Annotated in this window: 20 protein-coding genes; 7 read left to right on the forward strand and 13 right to left on the reverse strand. The window is 72.0% G+C overall.

Annotated features, from left to right (window positions below; all coding sequences use genetic code 11):
* Window positions 1–155 precede the first annotated feature (155 nt).
* The 10 genes from ACSNN9_RS05730 to ACSNN9_RS05775 form a co-directional block, all read right to left on the reverse strand.
* A complete protein-coding gene (locus ACSNN9_RS05730) occupies window positions 156–1,214 on the reverse strand; it encodes a hypothetical protein (RefSeq protein ID WP_436671563.1) in 1,059 nt (352 codons plus the stop codon).
* Window positions 1,211–1,558: a PadR family transcriptional regulator gene (locus tag ACSNN9_RS05735; protein ID WP_436671564.1), complete on the reverse strand. Its 348-nt coding sequence runs from the start codon at window positions 1,556–1,558 to the stop codon at window positions 1,211–1,213. The genes ACSNN9_RS05730 and ACSNN9_RS05735 overlap by 4 nt, the downstream gene beginning before the upstream one ends.
* A gap of 705 nt (window positions 1,559–2,263) precedes the next feature.
* On the reverse strand, window positions 2,264–2,701 hold the full coding sequence (locus ACSNN9_RS05740; protein ID WP_436671565.1) for a metal-sulfur cluster assembly factor: 438 nt from the start codon (window positions 2,699–2,701) through the stop codon (window positions 2,264–2,266).
* Window positions 2,698–3,174: a Fe-S cluster assembly sulfur transfer protein SufU gene (gene sufU, locus ACSNN9_RS05745; RefSeq protein WP_436671566.1), complete on the reverse strand. Its 477-nt coding sequence runs from the start codon at window positions 3,172–3,174 to the stop codon at window positions 2,698–2,700. Before sufU ends, ACSNN9_RS05740 begins: the two co-directional genes overlap by 4 nt.
* A 43-nt stretch (window positions 3,175–3,217) precedes the next feature.
* On the reverse strand, window positions 3,218–4,522 hold the full coding sequence (locus ACSNN9_RS05750; RefSeq protein ID WP_436671567.1) for a cysteine desulfurase: 1,305 nt from the start codon (window positions 4,520–4,522) through the stop codon (window positions 3,218–3,220).
* A 33-nt stretch (window positions 4,523–4,555) separates the two neighbouring features.
* Complete coding sequence (gene sufC, locus ACSNN9_RS05755) at window positions 4,556–5,329, reverse strand: Fe-S cluster assembly ATPase SufC (protein ID WP_436671568.1); 774 nt, start codon at window positions 5,327–5,329, stop codon at window positions 4,556–4,558.
* Complete coding sequence (locus ACSNN9_RS05760; protein WP_436671569.1) at window positions 5,329–5,655, reverse strand: non-heme iron oxygenase ferredoxin subunit; 327 nt, start codon at window positions 5,653–5,655, stop codon at window positions 5,329–5,331. The genes sufC and ACSNN9_RS05760 overlap by 1 nt, the downstream gene beginning before the upstream one ends.
* Entirely contained in the window at window positions 5,655–6,797 is a 1,143-nt protein-coding gene (gene sufD / locus ACSNN9_RS05765) for a Fe-S cluster assembly protein SufD (protein ID WP_436671572.1), read from the reverse strand. Before sufD ends, ACSNN9_RS05760 begins: the two co-directional genes overlap by 1 nt.
* Window positions 6,798–6,912: 115 nt before the next feature.
* Entirely contained in the window at window positions 6,913–8,343 is a 1,431-nt protein-coding gene (gene sufB, locus ACSNN9_RS05770) for a Fe-S cluster assembly protein SufB (protein WP_088999372.1), read from the reverse strand.
* A complete protein-coding gene (locus ACSNN9_RS05775; protein WP_436671575.1) occupies window positions 8,340–9,098 on the reverse strand; it encodes a helix-turn-helix transcriptional regulator in 759 nt (252 codons plus the stop codon). Before ACSNN9_RS05775 ends, sufB begins: the two co-directional genes overlap by 4 nt.
* 98 nt (window positions 9,099–9,196) lie before the next feature.
* On the opposite strand from ACSNN9_RS05775, the gene ACSNN9_RS05780 reads away from it, so the two are divergent.
* Window positions 9,197–10,168, forward strand: a complete 972-nt coding sequence (locus ACSNN9_RS05780; protein ID WP_436671576.1) for a COX15/CtaA family protein — start codon at window positions 9,197–9,199, stop codon at window positions 10,166–10,168.
* A 4-nt stretch (window positions 10,169–10,172) separates the two neighbouring features.
* Here ACSNN9_RS05780 and ACSNN9_RS05785 read toward each other — a convergent pair whose 3' ends face one another.
* From ACSNN9_RS05785 to ACSNN9_RS05795, 3 genes are all read right to left on the reverse strand, one after another.
* Entirely contained in the window at window positions 10,173–11,090 is a 918-nt protein-coding gene (locus tag ACSNN9_RS05785) for an ATP-grasp domain-containing protein (protein WP_436671578.1), read from the reverse strand.
* A gap of 6 nt (window positions 11,091–11,096) precedes the next feature.
* Window positions 11,097–11,429: a hypothetical protein gene (locus ACSNN9_RS05790; RefSeq protein WP_132240329.1), complete on the reverse strand. Its 333-nt coding sequence runs from the start codon at window positions 11,427–11,429 to the stop codon at window positions 11,097–11,099.
* A gap of 418 nt (window positions 11,430–11,847) precedes the next feature.
* Window positions 11,848–12,807, reverse strand: coding sequence for a heme o synthase (locus ACSNN9_RS05795; RefSeq protein ID WP_436671580.1), 960 nt, complete (start codon window positions 12,805–12,807; stop codon window positions 11,848–11,850).
* Between the two features lie 265 nt (window positions 12,808–13,072).
* On the opposite strand from ACSNN9_RS05795, the gene tkt reads away from it, so the two are divergent.
* The 6 genes from tkt to pgl all read left to right on the forward strand — a co-directional run bounded on the left by tkt (window position 13,073) and on the right by pgl (window position 21,611).
* Entirely contained in the window at window positions 13,073–15,211 is a 2,139-nt protein-coding gene (gene tkt / locus ACSNN9_RS05800; protein ID WP_436671581.1) for a transketolase, read from the forward strand.
* A 16-nt stretch (window positions 15,212–15,227) separates the two neighbouring features.
* The gene (gene tal, locus ACSNN9_RS05805; RefSeq protein WP_436671582.1) at window positions 15,228–16,406 is read left to right on the forward strand and encodes a transaldolase; all 1,179 of its coding nucleotides are present in this window, start codon (window positions 15,228–15,230) and stop codon (window positions 16,404–16,406) included.
* A complete protein-coding gene (locus ACSNN9_RS05810; protein WP_436671584.1) occupies window positions 16,403–18,052 on the forward strand; it encodes a glucose-6-phosphate isomerase in 1,650 nt (549 codons plus the stop codon). Before tal ends, ACSNN9_RS05810 begins: the two co-directional genes overlap by 4 nt.
* 11 nt (window positions 18,053–18,063) lie before the next feature.
* Window positions 18,064–19,605, forward strand: coding sequence for a glucose-6-phosphate dehydrogenase (gene zwf, locus ACSNN9_RS05815; protein WP_436671585.1), 1,542 nt, complete (start codon window positions 18,064–18,066; stop codon window positions 19,603–19,605).
* A gap of 151 nt (window positions 19,606–19,756) precedes the next feature.
* The gene (locus tag ACSNN9_RS05820; protein ID WP_436671587.1) at window positions 19,757–20,773 is read left to right on the forward strand and encodes a glucose-6-phosphate dehydrogenase assembly protein OpcA; all 1,017 of its coding nucleotides are present in this window, start codon (window positions 19,757–19,759) and stop codon (window positions 20,771–20,773) included.
* 67 nt (window positions 20,774–20,840) lie between these two features.
* Window positions 20,841–21,611 carry a 6-phosphogluconolactonase gene (gene pgl / locus ACSNN9_RS05825; protein WP_436671588.1) on the forward strand — a complete coding sequence of 257 codons (771 nt, stop codon included), beginning with the start codon at window positions 20,841–20,843 and terminating at the stop codon, window positions 21,609–21,611.
* The last annotated feature ends 65 nt before the right edge of the window (window positions 21,612–21,676 follow it).

Genomic DNA, 21,676 nt, shown 5'->3' on the forward strand with positions numbered 1-21,676 from the left:
TCGATCACCCGCTCATCCTCGGCTCCGCCCCCGTGGCCCCGCCACCGGATTCCCCACCGACGCCGGTCGTCCGCAGTGGGACGCAGTCGTAGGGCTTGACGTGGCCCCACCTCCGTCGTTACTGACGGTCACAGTCACGCCGGCGAAACGAGTTCCTACGTCGGTGTGGTGGGTCTTGGGGCGACGGTGGGGATCGGTGGAAGTCGGCGCAGTGCTCGGATGGCTAGCACGGCGAGCGGTACGCCTACCGCTAGCACGGCGATGACCTCTACGGAGGCAATCGTGGCGAGTGTTGTCCGCTCTGCCTGGTTGCTGTAATCGGGCAGGGTGGCCGTTCGCAGGGCGAGCGCGGTCACGGCGAGCAGGGTGAGCGCCAGTGACCATGGCAGCCTCCGAGATGGACGGCTGGATACTCGACCGGCCAGGTGGACCACCACGGCGACGGTAACCGCCGCGCAGGACAGGCCCGGCCAGTCCAGCAGCCTCAGCGCCGGTCGGGCCGCCTGGATGGTGAACAGCGGCACAGGGACGAGGAAGATGCCGATCGGCAGCGCGAGGAGCCAAGGGCGGCGCGGCACCGGTGTGGCGCCGTGGTGAAAAGCCGCCATCGCGAGTAACAGGAGCACGTCGACGAATCGCATCGCCCAGGGCGACACCGACAGCGGTACGTCACCGAGGCCCTGTTCCACAGCGGTGGTGATGGCCGGAGGCACGATGGCGAGCAGGGCGACCGCCTGGGCCACCCGTCGGTGCCCGAGGACGAGCGCGACGTAGGCCGGTAACCACGCGTAGCCGGCGAGATCCCACGCGGTGTGCCAGATGTTCGACGGCGGGCTGAGCGGCCAGTCCAGTGCGGGAGCCGGCAACCAGGCGATCTTCCAGGAGAGCCAGAGTGTGACGGCGATGCTGGCGGTGACCATGACGGCGTGGGCCAACATCGCCATCAGGGTCGCCAGGCGCACGGCTTGTCCCCAGGCGAACGAGCGGGGTGGCGCGTCGGCACCGCCGAGACGCAACCGGACGGCGAGGGACACGATGCTGGCGACCTCGGACAAGCTCGGCCGGCCGTAGTCCGTGACATACGCGGTGGTCTCGGAGTCGCCGGTGTCCATGCTGTCCACGAAGGCGGCGACCATGTCGTCTTCCCATTCCTGCCGGTAAGCGGCGGGCAGCAGCCGAAGAACGAACCGGTAGCGCTCCTCCAGGCGGCTCACGACGGCGTCCCCGTGATCGGATTCCGCCACACGCGCAGCCGGGTAGAGGCGAGGCGTGCGTTGGCGGCCAGTCGTTGAGCCTCTGCGTCGAGGGCATGGCCGCCCCGCTCGGTCAACCGGTAGTACCGGCGTAGCCGTCCTCGCCATACCTCCTCGCGGTCCAGTTCGACCAGGCCATCACCGACGAGTCGGTCCAGGACCCCGTACAAGGAGCCGATCTTCAGCTGCACGCGGCCCCGCGACAGTTCTGCCACGTCCGCGACGATCCCGTAGCCGTGACGCGGAGCGTCGAGCAGCGCGGTGAGGATGAAGAAGGCTGGCTCTGTCATAGCCCGGGAACTCATCCACCTAATATAGTGGCAGACAAGATATCCGTCCGCGACGGAGTCAGACTGGCACCAGTGGACTCACCGGGCCCTGGCACGCGCGGAGCCCACGCGGAGAAGGAGTGATCATGGGCGACGGTGACGCGACGGACGCCGGCGACCTGGGCGGGCCGGATTTCGCTCCGGCGATACCGGCGGTGGAGAGCAGCGTCGTCGGCGCCCCGCCCACCAACGGAGCGGCCATCGTCCTGGGCCCCGGATACCGCGGTCAGGTCCTACTGCCCCGGGCTCCGCAGCGGGTCCGGCCGCTACCCCCAGTCGCAGGCAGTGACCCTGGCGGCGGAGCTGGAGAGGATTCACGGGCAGCGGCCGACGATCATCCGTAACGGGGCCGGAAGCTGGCGAACGACCGCACGTCGGCAAGACCGCGCGCTGGGCGCCGTCGATCCTGCTGGTGCGCGGCTGCGGCTCAGACGCCGCACGAGCGTTGCGCCTCCCGCCGGAGAGCAGGTCGCTTCGGGACCGGCCCGACACACCGGTCGCGCGGTTGTGCAGGTAGGTCCAGCGGGCGCCGTCGTGCCCTGCTCAGCCGCGCCCACCAGGAACTGCTGGGCATGTCCGACTTGATCAGCAGTCCAGAAGGCCCACCGTGGACAAGCTGTCCGACGATCCCTGACTTGAGCTGACAGGCGGCGCGCTCGACGGGTACCGGCGCGGGGCCGGTCAGACGTTGAAGCCGAGGGAGCGGAGCTGGTCGCGCCCCTCGTCGGTGATCTTGTCCGGCCCCCACGGCGGGAGCCACACCCAGTTGATCCGGATGTCGTCGACCAGGCCGCCGCCCGGGCCGGTGGTCAGCGCCTGCCGGGCCTGGTCCTCGATCACGTCGGTCAGCGGGCACGCCGCCGAGGTCAGCGTCATGTCCAGGGTGGCGACGTTGTCGTCGTCGACGTGCACGCCGTACACCAGGCCGAGGTCGACCACGTTGATGCCCAGCTCGGGGTCGACGACGTCCTTCATCGCCTCCTCGAGGTCGGCGATGGCGGCCTTCCCCCGGGCAGCCGGCGCAGCGTCCGTGGCCGGCGCATTCTCGGCGACCCCGGCGTTCGCAGCCGGGGCGGCGGCGCCCTCGGTCGCCGGGGTGGCGGTGTCCTCGCTACTCATGCCTCAACCTCCGAAGGGCTCGCGCCCACGCCGGCGCGTGCCGCGGCGTCCTTGAACGCCATCCACGGCAACAGCGCGCACTTGACCCGGGCGGGGTAGCGGGCGACGCCCGCGAACGCGACCCCGTCACCGAGCACGTCCTCGTCCGGCGTGACCTGGCCACGGCCGGACATCAACTCGACGAACGCCTCGTGCACCCGGAACGCGTCGCCCGCGCCCCGGCCCACCAGCAGCTCGTGCAGCACGCTCGCCGACGCCTGGCTGATCGAACAGCCCATGCCGTCGTACGAGACGTCGTGCAGCACGTCGCCGTCGGTCGCCACCCGGACGGTCACCTCGTCACCGCAGGTCGGGTTGACGTGGTGCGCCTCGGCGACCCGGGCGCCGGTGGCGTCCGCGTCGCGCAGGCCGCGGCCGTGCGGGTGCTTGTAGTGGTCCAGGATGATCTCCTGGTAAAGAGATTCAAGCTGCATCAGGGGTGAACTCCCGTCGATCCGCGGGCTCCTGCGTCGCCGCTCACTCGAACACCTTCCGCACCTGCTCCAGGCCCGCCACCAGGGCGTCGATCTCCCCGGTGGTGGTGTAGAGGTAGAACGAGGCCCGCGTCATGGCCGGCACGCCGTACCGGGTGCACACCGGCTTGGCGCAGTGGTGGCCGACGCGCACCTGCACGCCGAGCGAGTCGAGCACCTGCCCGACGTCGTGCGGGTGGATGTCGCCGAGGGCGAACGAGATCGTGCCGCCCCGGCCCACCGGCACGGCCGGCCCGAAGATCCGCAGGTCGGGCACCGTGGCGAGGGCGTCCAGCGCGTACGCCGTCAGCTCCTTCTCGTGCCACTGGATGGCCCGCATCCCGATGCCGGTGAGGTAGTCGACGGCCGCGCCGAGCGCGACCGCCTCGGCGATCGGCGGGGTGCCCGCCTCGAACCGGGCCGGCGGCGCGGCGAACGTCGACCGGGCCATGCTGACCGTCTCGATCATCGACCCGCCGCCCAGCACCGGCGGCATCGCCGCCAGCAGCTCGGCGCGGCCCCAGAGCACGCCGATGCCGGTCGGGCCGCACATCTTGTGCCCCGTGAAGACGATGAAGTCGGCGTCGTAGTCGACCACGTCCATCGGCATGTGCGGCACCGACTGGGAGCAGTCGAGCAGCAGCAGCGCGCCCACCTCGCGGACCCGCGCGGTGATCCGCGAGGTGGCGTTGACCGTGCCGAGGATGTTGGACATGTGCACCAGCGAGACGATCTTCGTCCGCTCGGTGACCAGGTCCGCCAGCCCCGACTCGTCCAGGCGCCCCTGGTCGGTGACCGGGAACCAGCGCAGGGTCGCGCCGGTGCGTTCGCAGAGCAGCTGCCACGGGACGATGTTCGAGTGGTGCTCCATCTCGGAGATGACCACCTCGTCACCGGGGCCGAGCCGGAAGCGCGGGTCGGCGTCGGGCCGCAGCGAGGCGTTGGAGAACGCGTACGCCACGATGTTGATCGCCTCGGTGGAGTTCTTGGTGAACACCACCTCGTCCACGCTCGGCGCGTTGATGAACGCGGCGATCTTCGCCCGCGCGCCCTCGTACGCCTCGGTGGCCTCGGTGCCCAGGGTGTGCACCGAGCGGGAGACGTTGGCGTTGTGCATCGCGTAGTGCTCGCCGAGCACGTCGAGCACCTGCCGCGGCTTGTGCGAGGTGTTGGCGCTGTCGAGGTAGACCAGCCGGTGCCCGTTGACCTCCCGGTCGAGGATTGGGAAGTCGGCGCGCACCTTCGCCACGTCGTAACGCGGCACGTCGTCGTACTGCGGCATCCCCGACGGGATCGCGATGGAAGTCATGTCGACCGGCCCACCCATTTCTTCAGAGAGGACTCAGGCCCGCGCCGCGCCGGCCCCGGCGGCGTACCGCTCGTAGCCCTCTTCCTCGAGCTTGTCGGCCAGCTCGGGGCCGCCCTGCTCGACGATCCGGCCGGCGACGAAGACGTGCACGAAGTCCGGCTTGATGTAGCGCAGGATCCGGGTGTAGTGGGTGATCAGCAGCATGCCGGTGTCGCCGGTGTCGCGGACCCGGTTCACGCCCTCGCTGACCACGCGCAGCGCGTCCACGTCGAGGCCGGAGTCGGTCTCGTCGAGGATGGCGATCTTCGGCTTGAGCAGCTCCAGCTGCACGATCTCGTGCCGCTTCTTCTCGCCGCCGGAGAAGCCCTCGTTGACGTTGCGCTGGGCGAACGCCGGGTCCATCTGGAGGCGCTCCATGGCCCCGCGCAGCTCGCCGCCCCAGGTGCGCAGCTTCGGCGCCTCGCCGTCGATGGCGGTCTTGGCGGTACGCAGGAAGTTCGCCACCGAGACGCCGGGGACCTCGACCGGGTACTGCATGGCCAGGAAGAGGCCGGCGCGGGCCCGCTCGTCCACGGACAGGGCCAGCACGTCCTCGCCGTCGAGGGTCACCGAGCCACCGGTGATCTCGTACTTGGGGTGGCCGGCGATCGAGTAGGCCAGGGTGGACTTGCCGGAGCCGTTCGGGCCCATGATCGCGTGGGTCTCGCCCGAGCGGACGGTCAGGTCGACACCGGCCAGGATCGGCTTGAGCTCACCCTCGGGCAGCTTGACCGACACCTTCAGGTCGCGGATCTCCAGGGTGCTCATTATCGGGTCACTCCATTGCTCGGCGTGAGACTGACGTAGATGTCGCCGTCTCGGACTTCGACGGGATAGACGGGAACGGGTTCGGTGGCGGGCAGCCCGGTCGGCTCGCCGGTCCTCAGGTCGAAACGGGATCCGTGCAGCCAGCATTCCAGCGTGCAGCCGGAGACCTCCCCCTCGGAGAGGGCGACCGCGGCGTGCGAGCACTCGTCGTAGGCGGCGTAGAAGACGCCGTCCTCGCCGTGCACCAGCGCGATCGGGGTGCCGTCGACATCCGCGCTGACCACGGTGCCCTTCGGCACGTCCGCGGTGGAGCAGAGGCGGATCATCAGGCGCCGGCCTTGGTGAGCCGGGCCTCGATGGCGTCCCCCAGGCGCTCGCGCAGCGACTCGACCGGGATCTTGTTGATCAGCTCGGCGAAGAAGCCGCGGACCACCAGGCGCCGCGCCTCGGACTCCGGGATGCCCCGGGCCATCAGGTAGAACAGCTGCTCGTCGTCGAAGCGGCCGGTCGCGCTCGCGTGCCCGGCGCCGGCGATCTCGCCGGTCTCGATCTCCAGATTGGGTACGGAGTCCGCCCGCGCGCCGTCGGTCAGCAGCAGGTTCCGGTTGATCTCGTACGTGTTGGTGCCGGTCGCCTCGGCGCGGATCAGCACGTCGCCCACCCAGACGGTGCGCGCGCTCTCGCCCTGCAGGGCGCCCCGGTAGCCGACGTAGCTGCGGCAGTCCGGCACGGTGTGGTCAACCAGCTGGCGGTGCTCCAGGTGCTGCCCCGAGTCGGCGAAGTAGAGGCCGTACAGCTCGGCCTCGCCGCCCCGCTCGGTGTACTCCACCGAGGTGTACTGCCGGACCAGGTCGCCGCCGAGGGAGACCTGGACGTGCACCACCTTGGCGTCGCGGCCCAGCCGGACCCTCAGGTGCTGGGCCTGGACGGCGTCGTCGGCCCAGTCGGCGACGGTGACCAGGGTCAGCTTCGCCCCGTCGGCCACCGCCACCTCGACGTTGTCGGCCAGCGTGGCCGAACCGACGTGCTCCAGCACCAGGGTCACCTCGGCGAACCGGCCCACCTCGACGAAGGTGTGCCCGAAGGCCACGCCCTCGGCGCCCTCGCCGACCACCCGCAGGCTCACCGGCTCCGCCACCACCGCGTCGCGGGCGACCTGGACCAGCAGCGCCTGCCCGGCACCGCCGTAGGCGAGCGCGCTGACCCGGTCGACCGGGGTGAGCACGCTGCCCACCCGCGGGTCGTCAGAGCTGATCGGCCCGACGGTGACGCCCTCGGGCAGGCCGCCGTACTCGTGGCGGACCGTGCCGGTGGCGGCCTGCGCCCCGGCGGTGAGCCCCCGCAGCCGCTTGAGCGGGGTGAAGCGCCACTCCTCCTCCAGGCCGGTCAGGGCCGGGAAGTCGGCGACGTCGTACGAGCGGAGCGCCTGCGACTTGGTGCTGGGCGGCGCGGAAGCCTGGGTAGTCATCTCTTCCTTGGTCTGTTCTGCGACGACGGTGTCATTGGTCGGAGGGTCGGTCGGTGTTCGCGCGACCCGGCCGGACGGGACGGCGTTCGCGCGCTCCCGCAGGGGCCGGCTGGCGTCAGCCGACCGCGCCCTCCATCTGGAGCTCGATCAGGCGGTTGAGTTCCAGGGCGTACTCCATCGGGAGCTCCTTGGCGATCGGCTCGATGAAGCCACGCACGATCATCGCCATCGCCTCGTCCTCGCTCAGGCCCCGGCTCATCAGGTAGAAGAGCTGGTCGTCGCTGATCTTGGAGACGGTCGCCTCGTGCCCCATCGACACGTCGTCCTCGCGGATGTCGACGTACGGGTAGGTGTCCGAGCGGGAGATCGTGTCGACCAGCAGCGCGTCGCACTTGACCGTGCTGCGGCTGCTGTGCGAGCCCTCCAGCACCTGGACCAGGCCGCGGTACGACGTGCGGCCGCCGCCCCGGGCGATCGACTTGGAGATGATCGTCGAGGAGGTGTGCGGGGCGGCGTGCACCATCTTGGCGCCCGCGTCCTGGTGCTGCCCCTCGCCGGCCATGGCCACCGAGAGCACCTCGCCCTTGGCGTGCTCGCCGGTCATGTAGACCGCCGGGTACTTCATGGTGACCTTGGAGCCGATGTTGCCGTCGACCCACTCCATCGTCGCGCCCTCGTGGCAGACGGCGCGCTTGGTGACCAGGTTGTAGACGTTGTTCGACCAGTTCTGGATGGTCGTGTAGCGGCACCGGGCGTTCTTCTTGACGATGATCTCCACGACCGCGCTGTGCAGCGAGTCGGAGGAGTACAGCGGCGCGGTGCAGCCCTCGACGTAGTGCACGTACGCGCCCTCGTCAACGATGATCAGCGTCCGCTCGAACTGGCCCATGTTCTCCGTGTTGATCCGGAAGTAGGCCTGCAGCGGGATCTCCACGTGCACGCCCTTCGGCACGTAGATGAACGAGCCGCCGGACCACACGGAGGTGTTCAGCGCGGCGAACTTGTTGTCGCCGACCGGGATCACCGTGCCGAAGTACTCCTTGAAGACGTCCTCGTGCTCGCGCAGCGCGGTGTCGGTGTCCAGGAAGACGACACCCTGCTCCTCGAGGTCCTCGCGGATCTTGTGGTAGACGACCTCGGACTCGTACTGCGCCGCGACGCCGGCGACCAGCCGCTGCTTCTCCGCCTCGGGGATGCCCAGCCGGTCGTAGGTGTTCTTGATGTCCTCGGGCAGGTCCTCCCAGCTGGTGGCCTGCTTCTCGGTGGACCGGACGAAGTACTTGATGTTGTCGAAGTCGATCCCGGTGAGGTCGGCGCCCCAGGCCGGCATCGGCTTGCGACCGAACAGCCGCAGGCCCTTCAGCCGCAGGTCGAGCATCCAGGCCGGCTCGTTCTTCTTGGCCGAGATGTCCCGCACCACCGCCTCGTCGAGGCCGCGCTGGGCGACCGCCCCGGCGACGTCGGGGTCGGCCCAGCCGTACTCGTAGCGACCCAGCGCGGCGAGCTGCTCTTCCTGGGTCAGGGGCTGGACGATCTGCTCGGTCATCTATCTGTCCTCACAGTGGTGACGGTCTTACCGGACTGGGCACGCCCCGGCTGGGTGGGAATGTGCGTGGTGCACACCCCGTCGCCGTGCGCGATGGTGGCCAGGCGCTGCACGTGGGTGCCGACCAGGCGGGAGATCACCGCGGTCTCGGCCTCGCACAGCTGGGGGAACTCGGCGGCCACGTGCGCCACCGGGCAGTGGTGCTGACAGAGCTGGCCGCCGGAGGCGATCGTGGACGCGTTCGCAGCGTAGCCCTCGGCGGTGAGCGCTCCGGCGAGTGCCTCGGCCCGCGCGATCGGGTCGTCGCCGGCGTCCTCCATGGCGGCCCGGCAGCGGGCCTCCAGCGCGGCGACCTGGTCGGTGGCGAACGCCTCGACCGCCTCGGGGCCGCCGTTGCGCGAGATCCAGCGCAGCGCGGCGGTGGCCATGTTGTCGTAGTGGTGGGTGCCGCAGCGGACCCGGGCCGCGTCGGTCAGCACGAACACCTTCGCCGGCCGGCCCCGGCCGCGGTGGCCCCGGACGGTCTGGTCGCGGGCGACCACGTCACCGTCGGCGAGCATCGCGTCGAGGTGCCGGCGGATCGCGGCCGGGCTGAGCCCGAGGGCCGAGCCGAGCTGCGCGGCGGTGGTCGCGCCCCGCTCCAGCAGCAGCTGGGTGACCCGGTCACGGGTGGAGAGATCCGCGACGGACGCGGACTGGCCGGCGGCCGGGGCGGCCGCCGGCTGGTGCTCGGAGAGCGCCGCCACGTTTTTCACAACGCCAACGTTACGTAATTCGCCCGGAGCCCGCAAACCCGGGTCCCGGTGATCCGAACCACCGCACGGACGGAGTCACCCGATCGGGCTCCACTACGGTGCGTAGGATTTGCGCCGTGAAGCGATCCGTCCGGTTCCCGGTCTCCACCGCCCTGCTGCGCCGTCTCGCGTACGCCAATATCGTCGCGAACGTGGCGATCGTCGTCACCGGCGGGGCCGTCCGATTGACCGCGTCCGGTCTCGGCTGCCCCACCTGGCCCCGGTGCACCGACGAGTCCTACACCACCACCCCCGAGATGGGTGTGCACGGGGTGATCGAGTTCGGCAACCGGCTGCTCACGTTCGTCCTGGTGCTGATCGCCGGGGCGACGTTGCTGGCGGCCCTGCTGCACCGTCCCCGCCGGCGCAGCGTGGTGCTGCTCGCGATCGCCGTCGTGCTGGGCATCGTCGCGCAGGCCGTGATCGGCGGGATCACGGTGCGGACACAGCTACACCCCTCGATCGTGGGCATCCACTTCGTGGTCTCGATGGTGCTGCTGCTCGCCGCGTACGCCCTCTGGCGTCGCGTCGACGAGCCAGACGCCCCGAAGGTCCTCCTGGTGCCGGGGCCGATCCGGGCACTGGCCTGGACGACCGTGGCGGCGAGCGCGGGGGTGATCGTCCTCGGGGTGGCGGTGACCGGCAGCGGTCCGCACGCCGGTGACGCCGACGCGGTCCGCAACGGGCTGGATCCGCAGACGGTCTCGCAGGTCCACGCCGACCTGGTGTTCCTGCTCATCGGCCTGAGCGTGGGGCTGTGGCTCGCCCTACGGGCGGTGGGAGCGCCCCCCGGCGCCGTCCGCGCCGCCGCGGTGCTGCTCGTGGTCGAACTGGGTCAGGGCGTGGTCGGATTCGTGCAGTACTTCACCGACCTCCCGGCCCTCCTGGTCGGCGCGCACATGCTGGGCTCCTGCCTGGTCTGGCTGGCCACTCTGGCGGCGCTGTGGTCGATCCGGGAGCGCCAGCCGGTCGCGCCGTCGCCGGGGCCGGCCCCCGTGCCGAGCGAGACGCCCGCCCCGGTTCTGGCCTGAGCGGTCAGCGGCGGGCGTCCAGGCGGGCCAGGATCGCGTCGGCCAGGCGGTCGGCGGCGCCGTCGGCGTGGGCGAGGAACAGCGACGGCTCGGTGAGCTCCAGCTCCACCAGGAGCGGCGCGCCGTCCGGGCCGGGGATCAGGTCCACCCGGGCGTAGAGCAGCCGCCCCGGCCCGCCGGGCACCGCCGCGAGGGCCCGCTCCGCCACCGCCAGCTGCTCCGGGGTGGCGGTGCGGGTGGTGATCTCCTCGGGCCGGTACAGCCCGTCGACGCCGACGTCCGGGCCGGTCAGCATCGGGCCCTTGCGGATCGCGTGGCTGAACGTGGGGCCGTCCGGCCCGGCCAGGAAGAGCAGCGCCGTCTCACCGGCCGCGTCGACCGCGTCGAGGTATGGCTGCACCATGGCGAGCCGCCCCGCGTCCGCCAGCCGCCGCACGTGCGCCACGGCCAGTTCCCGGTGTCGCGGATCGGCCAGGTCGTAGCGGCCGGTGTCCCGGCTGCCGGCGCTGACGGCCGGCTTGACGACGTACTCGCCGCGGGCGGGCGGTCGCCAGCCCTCCCCCGGCGCGACCCAGGACGTCGGCACGGTGGGCACCCCGGCCGCGGACAGCTCGGCCAGGTACCGCTTGTCGGTGTTCCAGCGCACCACGTCGGCCGGGTTGGCCAGGGCGGGGACCCTCGACGCCCAGGCGACGAACTCGTCGCGCCGCAGCGCGTAGTCCCACGGCGAGCGGAGCACCGCCAGGTCGTACGCCGGCCAGTCGGCGGTCGGGTCGGCCCAGTCCAGCGCCTCGGCGCTCACGCCCCGACGCGCCAGCGGGTCGAGCAGCAGCCGGTCGTCCGGGTCGAGGTCGGGCAGTTCGGCACAGGTGACGAAAGCGACCCGGGGTTTCCCCCGGGTCGACTGGTGGTGATCGGTCAATTTATGTCAACGGGCCATCGTGCGCCGGGCCATCGACCGCCAGAGGTCGTTGCTCGGACGCATCTGGTCCATCAGTTCACGCTCCCAGGCGTTCTCGACGGTGACTCCCGCCTTCGCGCAGGCCTGCCGCGCCACGACGGTGTCGTCGGCGAACTGGTCGCCCCACACCCCGTCCTCGCCCACGAGGACGATGCGCGCGCCACGCTTGCCGACGTACTCGATGACCGCCTTCGCCCCACCGTGACCGGCGGCGAACGACTTGATGCCGGCGACCAGGCCCTGCGGGGCCTGCCCGGGGGTCTGTTCGGCCGTCAGCGTCGTATCGGAACCATCTGCCATGACGGGAAGCGTAAGCAGACTTCCACCCGGGCGGGCGAGAACCATGAACCTTTTGTGATGCCAATTACCTGCGGGTTTACGGAGAACCACAGGCGATATGCCCGGTCGTATACGGACTTGTCATCCCAAAGCGCCGCCCCGAACCAGGCCGGCCCGGGGCATCCAAGCGGTTCCGGACCGATGCCGACGGTGTCGCCGATGTAACAAGAAACCGGACATGGCATACACGATGATGATTTGCCGCACGGCGGCCGCCGGGCCGGGAACAGGGGACGGGTCGGGGCAGGTCAGGCCGGGCCCGGCCGGCTCGTGCGCGCGGCGCGGTCGGATCAGCGCGCCGAGGGCGGTTGTATGAGCACGTCGAGCGCCGTCGGGGCCGGCACGCCGACAGCGGTCCGACCAGCGCGTCGCGCGGCCGTCAGATCAGCGCGTCGAGGGCGACGGCGGCGAAGAGGATGGTCAGGTAGGTGGTCGACCAGTGGAACAGCCGCATGGGCTTGACGGCCTGCCCCCGCGCCACCCGCCGGGCGAGCTTGTGCGCCTCCACCACGAAGATGGCGCCGACCACCACGGCGGGCACGCCGTAGATCAGGCTCATCCCCAGCGGCCACACGGCCAGCGAGGACGCCACGGTCAGCCAGGCAAAGCCGATGATCTCGGCGTTCACCCGCCGGGTGGAGGCCACCACCGGCAGCATCGGGATGCCGGCCCGGGCGTAGTCGTCCTTGTACTTCATGGCCAGCGGATAGAAGTGCGGCATCTGCCAGAAGAAGACCACCGCGAACAGCGCCCACGCGGCCGGGGCGAGCGTCCCGGTCACCGCCGCCCAGCCGATCAGCACCGGCGCGGCCCCGCAGGCCCCGCCCCAGAACGTGTTCGCCGTCGTGGTGCGCTTGAGCCAGAGGGTGTAGACGACGTCGTAGTAGACGATCGCGGCCAGCGTGAGCGCGGCGGCCAGCAGGTTGGTGAACACCGCCATCATCGCGACCGACACCGTCGCCAGCACCAGCCCGAAGATCAGGGCGTTGCGCGGCGACACGGTGTGCGCCGGCAGCGGGCGGCGCTTGGTGCGCCGCATCAGCTGGTCGATGTCCCGGTCGATGTAGCAGTTGATGACGCTGGCCGCGCCGGCGGCGAGCGAGCCGCCGACCAGCACCACGGCCACCAGCCAGAGCGACGGCAGGCCGCCGTCCGCGAGCATCATCGCCGGCACCGTGGTGACGAGGAGCAGCTCCACGATCCGCGGCTTGGTCAGCGTCACGTAGGCCGCGACCACCGCGCGGACGTCCCGGCGGGCCACCGCCGACGTCTCCGTCGCAGTCCGCACCGGCGGCTGCCCGGCAGAGTTGCTGACGGGGCGCTCGGTGATCATGCTCACGGATTGCCACCTTCCGGCGTCGGCAGGGGAGGTCGGACCGGCCGGACCCGACTGGGGCCACACGCCGCACCACAGACTACGCGTCGTCGTTTTGGCTGCCCGGGCGACCCGACAACGGTGCGGGCCGTCACACCGTCGAGGCGGGGCCACGGACCGGCGCCGACCAGTACAGACCGGCATGCAGAGATCCCTGGGCGGACGTTTAGGACCGCTCGATAGGGTCATCACTGAGGGTTCCGCCCATCTGCCGAGGAGCACAACCATCGTGGCTGCCAACCGACCCGAGCACCCCGCACTCAACTGGTCCGACCTCGACCGCCGGGCCGTCGACACCGTCCGCGTGCTGGCCATGGACGCCGTGGAGAAATCCGGCAACGGCCACCCGGGCACCGCGATGAGCCTCGCGCCCGCGGCCTACCTGCTCTTCAACCGGGTCATGCGGCACAACCCGGCCGACCCGAACTGGCCCGGCCGGGACCGCTTCGTGCTCTCCGCGGGCCACTCCAGCCTCACCCTCTACATCCAGCTCTTCCTCTCCGGCTACCCGCTGGCCCTGCAGGACCTGGAGTCGCTGCGGCAGTGGGGCTCGCTGACCCCGGGCCACCCCGAGCACGGTCACACCCCCGGCGTGGAGACCACCACCGGGCCGCTCGGGCAGGGCCTCGGCAACGCGGTCGGCATGGCGATGGCCGCCCGCCGCGAGCGCGGCCTGTTCGACCCGGAGGCCGAGCCCGGCCGCTCGGTCTTCGACCACGACATCTGGTGCATCGTCTCCGACGGCGACATCGAGGAGGGCATCAGCCACGAGGCCAGCGCGCTCGCCGGGCACCAGCAGCTCGGCAACCTCACGGTGATCTACGACGACAACGAGATCTCGATCGAGGACGACACCCGGATCGCCAAGAGCGAGGACGTAGCCGCCCGCTACGAGGCGTACGGCTGGCACGTGCAGACCGTCGACTGGCGCACCGGCGACGCCGACCAGGGCGACTACCACGAGGACGTCGAGGCCCTGCACCGGGCGCTGCTGACGGCGAAGGCCGAGACCGGCCGCCCCTCCTTCATCGCGCTGCGCACCATCATCGGCTGGCCCGCGCCCAACAAGAAGAACACCGGCAAGATCCACGGTTCGGCGCTGGGCGGCGACGAGGTGGCCGCCACCAAGCAGCTCCTCGGCTTCGACCCGGCGCGGACCTTCGAGGTCGACGAGGAGGTGCTCGGGCACGCCCGTCAGGTGATGGAGCGTGGCGCCCGGGCCCAGCAGGAGTGGACGACGGCGTTCGACGGCTGGGCGAAGGCCAACCCGGAGCGCCACGCGCTCTACGACCGGATGGCCGGGCGGATCCTGCCGAGCGGCTGGACCGAGGCGCTGCCGGAGTTCCCGGCCGACGCCAAGGGCATCGCCACCCGGGCCGCGTCCGGCAAGGTCCTGGAGGCGCTCGCCGGAGTGCTGCCGGAGCTGTGGGGCGGCTCGGCCGACCTGGCGGAGAGCAACAACACCACCATGAAGGGCGAGCCGTCCTTCGTCCCCGCCGTCCACGCCACCAAGGACTTCCCGGGCCACGAGTACGGCCGCACGCTGCACTTCGGCATCCGCGAGCACGCCATGGGCGCGATCCTCAACGGCATCGCGCTGCACGGCGGCACCCGCCCGTACGGCGGCACCTTCCTCGTGTTCAGCGACTACATGCGCCCGTCGGTGCGGCTCGCCGCGCTGATGAAGCTGCCGGTGGTCTACGTCTGGACGCACGACTCGATCGGCCTCGGCGAGGACGGCCCGACGCACCAGCCGGTCGAGCACCTGAGCGCGCTGCGCGCCATCCCCGGCCTGGACGTGGTCCGGCCGGCCGACGCCAACGAGACGGCCTGGGCCTGGCGGCAGGCGCTGGAGCACACCGACCGGCCGACCGCGCTGGCGCTGAGCCGGCAGGCGCTGCCGACGCTGGACCGGTCGACCCTGGCCGGCGCCGAGGGCGTGGCGAAGGGCGGCTACGTGCTGGCCGAGGCGTCCAACGGCAAGCCGCAGGTGATCCTCATCGGCACCGGCTCCGAGGTGCAGCTCTGCCTGACCGCCCGCGACCGGCTGGAGGCCGACGGCACCCCGACCCGGGTCGTCTCGATGCCCTGCCAGGAGTGGTTCTTCGCGCAGGACGAGGCGTACCGGGAGTCGGTGCTGCCGCGCGGGGTAAAGGCACGGGTGAGCGTGGAGGCGGGCATCAGCATGTCCTGGCACGGCATCGTCGGCGACTGCGGCGAGAGCGTCAGCCTGGAGCACTACGGCGCGAGTGCCCCGCACTCCGTGCTCTTCGAGCAGTTCGGCTTCACGCCCGACCGGATCGTGGCCGCCGCGCACGCGGCACTGACCCGGATGGGCGACATCACCGGTTTCACGACCGGCAACTGAGGGGAGCGTGGACGGTATGACGGACAGGCTGAGTGAACTCACCGCCGCAGGCGTGGCGGTCTGGCTCGACGACCTTTCCCGGGTACGGCTGTCCTCCGGCGGGCTGGACCAGCTCCGCCGGGAGAAGCACGTGGCCGGGGTGACCACCAACCCGACCATCTTCGCCAAGGCACTGAGCGACGCCGACGAGTACGACTGGCAGCTGCGCGACCTCGCCACCCGTGGGGTGGAGGTCGAGGAGGCCGTGCGGATGCTCACCACCTACGACGTGCGGTGGGCGTGCGACGTGATGCGCCCGTCGTACGAGGGCAGCGCCGGGGTCGACGGCCGGGTCTCCATCGAGGTGGACCCGCGGCTGGCCCACGAGACCGACAGGACCGTCGCCGAGGCCAAGGCGCTGTGGTGGCTGGTCGACCGGCCGAACCTCTTCATCAAGATCCCGGCCACCGAGGCCGGCCTGCCGGCGATCACCGCCACCCTGGCGGAGGGGATCAGCGTCAACGTCACGCTGATCTTCGGGCTGGACCGCTACTCGCAGGTGATGGAGGCGTTCCTGGCCGGCCTGGAGCAGGCGAAGGCCAACGGGCACGACCTGTCGAAGATCGGGTCGGTCGCGTCGTTCTTCGTCTCCCGCGTCGACAGCGAGGTCGACAAGCGGCTGGAGAAGCTCGGCTCCGACGAGGCCAAGGCGCTGCGCGGCAAGGCCGCCGTCGCCAACGCCAAGCTGGCGTACGAGCGCTACGGCGAGGTGTTCTCCTCCGACCGCTGGCAGGCCCTCGCCGACGCCGGCGCCCACCCGCAGCGGCCGCTGTGGGCCTCCACCTCGACCAAGAACCCGGACTACCGGGACGTCATCTACGTCGAGGAGCTGATCGCCCCCGGCACGGTCAACACCATGCCGGAGCCGGTCGTGCACGCGTACGCCGACCACGGCGAGACCCGCGGCGACACCATCACCGGCTCGTACGACGAGGCCCGCAAGGTCTTCGCGGACCTGGAGTCGGTCGGCATCGACATGGCCGACGTCATCGAGACCCTGGAGCGCGAGGGCGTGGAGAAGTTCGAGACGAGCTGGCAGGAACTGCTCGACGGCGTCCGCAAGTCGCTGTCGGCCGCGGGCCGGGGCGCCGGCCACCCGGGCGACGCCGCGAAGGGCAACGCGCAGGCCGCGCAGCAGGCAGGGGGCAACGCGTGAGCGAGCTGCTCGCCGGGGCGGTCGAGGCCGCCGCCGGGCTCTCCGTGCACGGGGCCGACACGGTCGACAAGTCGGCCCCCGCCTCCACCCGGGACGCGCTGGTGAACGCCGGCGTGCCGGGCAAGCTGGCCGCGAAGGACGCCACCCTGTGGGGTCCGGACGCGCAGGCCGAGGCGAAGATCCGCCTCGGCTGGGTGGACACCCACCTGCGCAGCCGGGAACTGCTCCCCCAGCTCGCCGAGCTGAAGGCGGAGCTGGCCGACCTGGACCACGTGGTGCTCGCCGGGATGGGCGGCTCGTCGCTGGCCCCCGAGGTCATCGCCCGCACCCTCGGCAAGCGGCTGACGGTGCTCGACACCACCGACCCGGGACAGGTCCGGGCGGCGCTGGCCGACCGGCTGGAGCGCACCGTGGTCGTGGTGGCCAGCAAGTCCGGCTCGACGGTCGAGACCGACAGCCACCGCCGGGCCTACTGGCAGGCGTTCCTCGACGCGGGGATGACCGAGGCGGAGGCCGGCCGGCACTTCGTCGTCGTCACCGACCCGGGCTCGCCGCTGGAGGCCACCGCCGCCGAGATGGGCGCCTTCACCGTGCTCGCCGACCCGAACGTGGGCGGCCGCTACTCCGCGCTGACCGCGTTCGGGCTGGTCCCGTCCGCGCTGGCCGGCGTGGAGGTGGCCGAACTGCTCGACGAGGCCGACGCGCTGGCGCGGTCGCTGGGCGGGGACCGCGACAACCCGGGCCTGGCGCTCGGCGCGGCCCTCGGGGCGGCGGCCACCATGGGTCGGGACAAGGTCGCGCTGGTCTCCGACGGCACCGGCATCGAGGGCCTCGGCGACTGGGCCGAGCAGTTGATCGCCGAGTCCACCGGCAAGGCCGGGGTCGGCATCCTGCCGGTCGTCGTCGAGTCGCCGCAGAGCCCCGGCGCCGCCGGCGACGACGTGCTCACCGTGACCTACGGCGGCGCGCTGCCCGCCGGCGCCGTCCCCGGCGGCGGCGTCGACGCCGACGTGGCGGTCAACGGCCCGCTCGGCGCGCAGTTCCTGGCCTGGGAGTACGCCACCGCGATCGCCGGCGTGGTGCTCGGCATCGACCCGTTCAACCAGCCCAACGTCACCGAGTCCAAGGAGAACACCAACCGGATCCTCGCCTCCGGCCCGCCGGCGGAGACGCCGTCGTTCACCGAGGGCGCGATCGAGGTGTACGCGCCGCAGGGCGCCCCGGGCGACCTGGCCGGCGTGCTGCGTCAGCTGGTCGACGGGGCGGGTGACGACGGCTACCTCGCGGTGATGGCGTACCTCGACCGGTTCGCCGACGCCGACGCGGCCCGGCTGCGGCCGCTGCTGGCCGCTGCCGCCGGGCGGCCGGTCACCTTCGGTTGGGGGCCGCGGTTCCTGCACTCGACCGGCCAGTACCACAAGGGCGGTCCGCAGGTCGGCAGCTACCTCCAGCTCACCGGCGCGGTCGTCGACGACCTGCCGGTGCCGGGCCGGCCGTACACCTTCGGGGAGTTGCAGGCGGCGCAGGCCGCCGGCGACCGGCAGGCCCTGGCCGAGCGGAAGCGCCCGGTGGTGCGGCTGCACCTGACCGACCGGTCGGCGGGCGTGGCCCAGCTGCTCGATGCGGTCGAGGCGCTGCGGACGTGACGATGAGGACCATGGACGACGCGGAGCGAGGAGGCGGCGTGAACCCGCTGCGCGACCCGCAGGACCGCCGGCTGCCGAGGATCCCGGAGTCGTGCGCTCTGGTGATCTTCGGCGTCACCGGTGACCTGGCCCGCAAGAAGCTCCTGCCCGCCGTGTACGACCTGGCGAACCGGGGGCTGCTGCCCCCGGGCTTCGCCGTGCTCGGCTTCGCCCGCCGGGACTGGGGCGACGGGGACTTCGAGTCGCTCGCCCACGAGGCGGCCAAGAAGCACGCGCGCACCCCCTGGCGGGAGGAGGTGTGGGCGCGGCTGGCGGGCAACATCAAGTTCGTCGGCGGCTCGTTCGACGACGACGCCGCGTTCGACCACCTCTCGGAGATGCTGGACGAGCTGCGCCAGACGCACGGCATCCCGGGCAACGCCGCCTTCTACTTCTCCATCCCCCCGGCGGCGTTCCCCGTGGTCCTCAAGCAGCTGGCCCGCACCGGGATGGCCGACAACGCCAAGTCCGGCGGCTGGCGCCGGGTGGTGGTGGAGAAGCCCTTCGGGCACGACCTGCCCTCGGCGAAGGCGCTCAACGACCTGGTCGACGACGTCTTCACCCGCAAGGACGTCTTCCGCATCGACCACTACCTGGGCAAGGAGACCGTCCAGAACATCCTCGCCCTGCGGTTCGCCAACAACCTGTTCGAGCCGCTGTGGAACTCCAAGTACGTCGACTCGGTGCAGATCACCATGGCCGAGGACGTCGGCATCGGCACCCGCGCCGGCTTCTACGACTCGGCCGGCGCGGCCCGCGACGTGCTCCAGAACCACCTGCTCCAGCTGCTGGCGCTGGTGGCGATGGAGGAGCCGACGAGCTTCGACGCCGACGAGATCCGCACGGAGAAGCTCAAGGTGCTCCGGGCGATCACCCTGCCGAAGGACGTCGCCGAGGGCACCGTGCGCGGCCAGTACCTGCCCGGCTGGGTGGGCGGCGAGCGGGCCGTCGGGTACCTGGAGGAGGAGGGCGTCCCGGCGGACTCGACCACGGAGACCTACGTGGCCGTCCGGCTCGGCATCCAGAACCGCCGCTGGGCGGAGGTGCCGTTCTACATCCGGGCCGGCAAGCGGCTGCCGCGCCGCGTCACCGAGGTCGCCATCATGTTCAAGAGGGCGCCGCACCTGCCGTTCAACGAAGCCGACATGGAGTCGCTGGGCAACAACCAGCTCGTGATCCGGGTGCAGCCGGACGAGGGCGTCGTGCTCAAGTTCGGCTCCAAGGTGCCCGGCACCACGATGGAGGTCCGCGACATCGCGATGGACTTCCAGTACGGCGAGGCGTTCACCGAGTCCAGCCCCGAGGCGTACGAGCGGCTCGTGCTGGACGTGCTGATCGGTGACCGCACCCTCTTCCCGGACGCCGCCGAGGTCGAGCAGAGCTGGCAGGTGGTGGACCCGCTGGAGCACGCGTGGGCGGGCACCAGGCCGGAGCCGTACCGGGCCGGCGAGTGGGGCCCCCGGGCCGCCGACGAGATGCTGGCCCGCGAGGGCCGGGCGTGGCGGCGGGCGTGAGCGCGAGGAGTGAGCCGGTTCTGCGAGCCCCGCAGTCGCGAACGAAGGCAGGTGCCGTGAGCGCGAGGAGTGAGCCGGTTCTGCGAGCCCCGCAGTCGCGAACGAAGGCAGGTGCCGTGAGCAGGCGCAGCGAGCAAACCAGGAGGCTCCGTTGATCGGCCTGTGGGACACCACCGGCAACGAGGTGGTCAAGGCGCTGGCCGCCGAGCGGCGCAGCGCCGGTGGGGTGGCCAGCGGCATGGCGCTGACCCTCATCGTGGTGGTGGACGAGAAGCGGGTCCGCGAGGCGGAGGCGGCGGCGACCATAGCGGCCGCCGCCCACCCCTGCCGGCTGGTGGTGGTGGTCCGCACCGACGTGGAGCGCGAGCGCAACCGGCTGGACGCGGAGATCGTCGTCGGCGGCCGGCTCGGCCCGTGCGAGGCGGTGGTCACCCGGATGTACGGGCGGCTCGCCCTGCACGCCGAGTCGGTCGTGATGCCGCTGCTGGTGCCGGACGTGCCGGTGGTGACGTGGTGGCACGGCGAGCCGCCGGCCGAGATCGCCACGGACTTCCTGGGCGTGGTGGCCGACCGGCGGATCACCGACTCCGCGCAGGCCGGCGACCCGATCGAGGCGCTGCACCAGCGGGCCCGGGACTACGCGCCCGGCGACACCGACCTGGCGTGGACCCGGATCACCCCGTGGCGCACGCTCGTGGCGGGGGCGTTCGACACCACCCAGGCCAGGGTGACCGAGGCGACCGTGGTGGCCCCGCCCACCGACCCGACCGCCGCGCTGATGCAGGGCTGGCTGGCCGCACGGCTCGGCATCGAGCCGGTGTGGGAGCCCAGCGACGCGTCCCCCCGGATGCGGGAGGTGCAGCTGCGCTGCGCCAACGGCGACACGCTGACGCTGACCCGGGACGACAGCGTGGCGACGTTCCGGCGTACCGGCCAGGAGGACCGGCAGTTGCCGCTCGTCCGCCGGCCCCTCGGCGACGAACTGGCCGAGGAACTGCGCCGGCTCGACGCCGACCAGGTGTACGCGGAGGCGCTGGGCACGGCGGCCGGGCTGACCGACCTCGACCAGCGCCCGCCGCAGCGGGTACACGTCTGGAAGGACCCGGCCACGGCCCAGCGGGCCGAGGCGGGCGTCACCGCGCACGCGGGAACGAGCGCCGAGCACTGAGCGCCCGACTGCCGGGGGCACCACGGAAGACCGGCCGCGCGACGGCCGGAGAAACGAAGGCACACAGATGAGTGAGGCGAGTGTCGCCGTCCACGCCGACGCCGACCTGCTGGCCCAGGCGGTGGCCGCCCGGTTGGTGGTCAAGCTGCTCGACGCGCAGGCCGAGCGGGGCCAGGCGTCGGTGGTGCTGACCGGCGGGCGGATCGCCGCCGCGGTGCACCGGGCGGTGGCGGCGTTGCCGGCGCGCGACGCCGTGGACTGGTCCCGGGTGGACGTGTGGTGGGGCGACGAGCGGTTCCTGCCCGCCGGCGACCCCGAGCGCAACGAGACCCAGGCCCGCGCCACGCTGCTGGACGCGGTGCCGCTGGACCCGGCCCGGGTCCACGCGATGCCGGCGTCCGACGGCCCGACCGGGCCCGACCCGGAGGAGGCGGCGGCACGGTACGCCGAGGAACTGGCCCGCGCGGCGCGTCCGGGGCACGCCGCGCTCCCCCACTTCGACGTGCTGATGCTGGGCGTCGGCGAGGACGGGCACGTCGCCTCGGTCTTCCCCGAGCACCCGGTGCACCACGACAGCCGGCCGGTCAGCGCGGTGCGGGGCAGCCCGAAACCCCCGCCGGTGCGGACCACGCTGACCCTTTCGGCCATCAACACGGCCGAGGAGGTCTGGCTGGTGGCCAGCGGGGCGGACAAGGCACAGGCGGTCGGCATGGCGCTGGCCGGGGCCGGGCCGGTGCAACTGCCGGCGGCCGGCGTGCAGGGCACGGGCCGGACCCTGTGGCTGCTGGACCGGGCGGCGGCGGCCGACGTGCCGGCCCGCCTGCGCAGCCTGCGCTGAGGGTGGGAGAGGGCCCCCTGCCGACGCCTGGCGTCGACGGGGGGCCCTCACCCGTCGTGGACGGA

It is taken from the genome of Micromonospora sp. URMC 107 (assembly GCF_051386315.1).
Taxonomy (GTDB): Bacteria; Actinomycetota; Actinomycetes; order Mycobacteriales; family Micromonosporaceae; genus Micromonospora.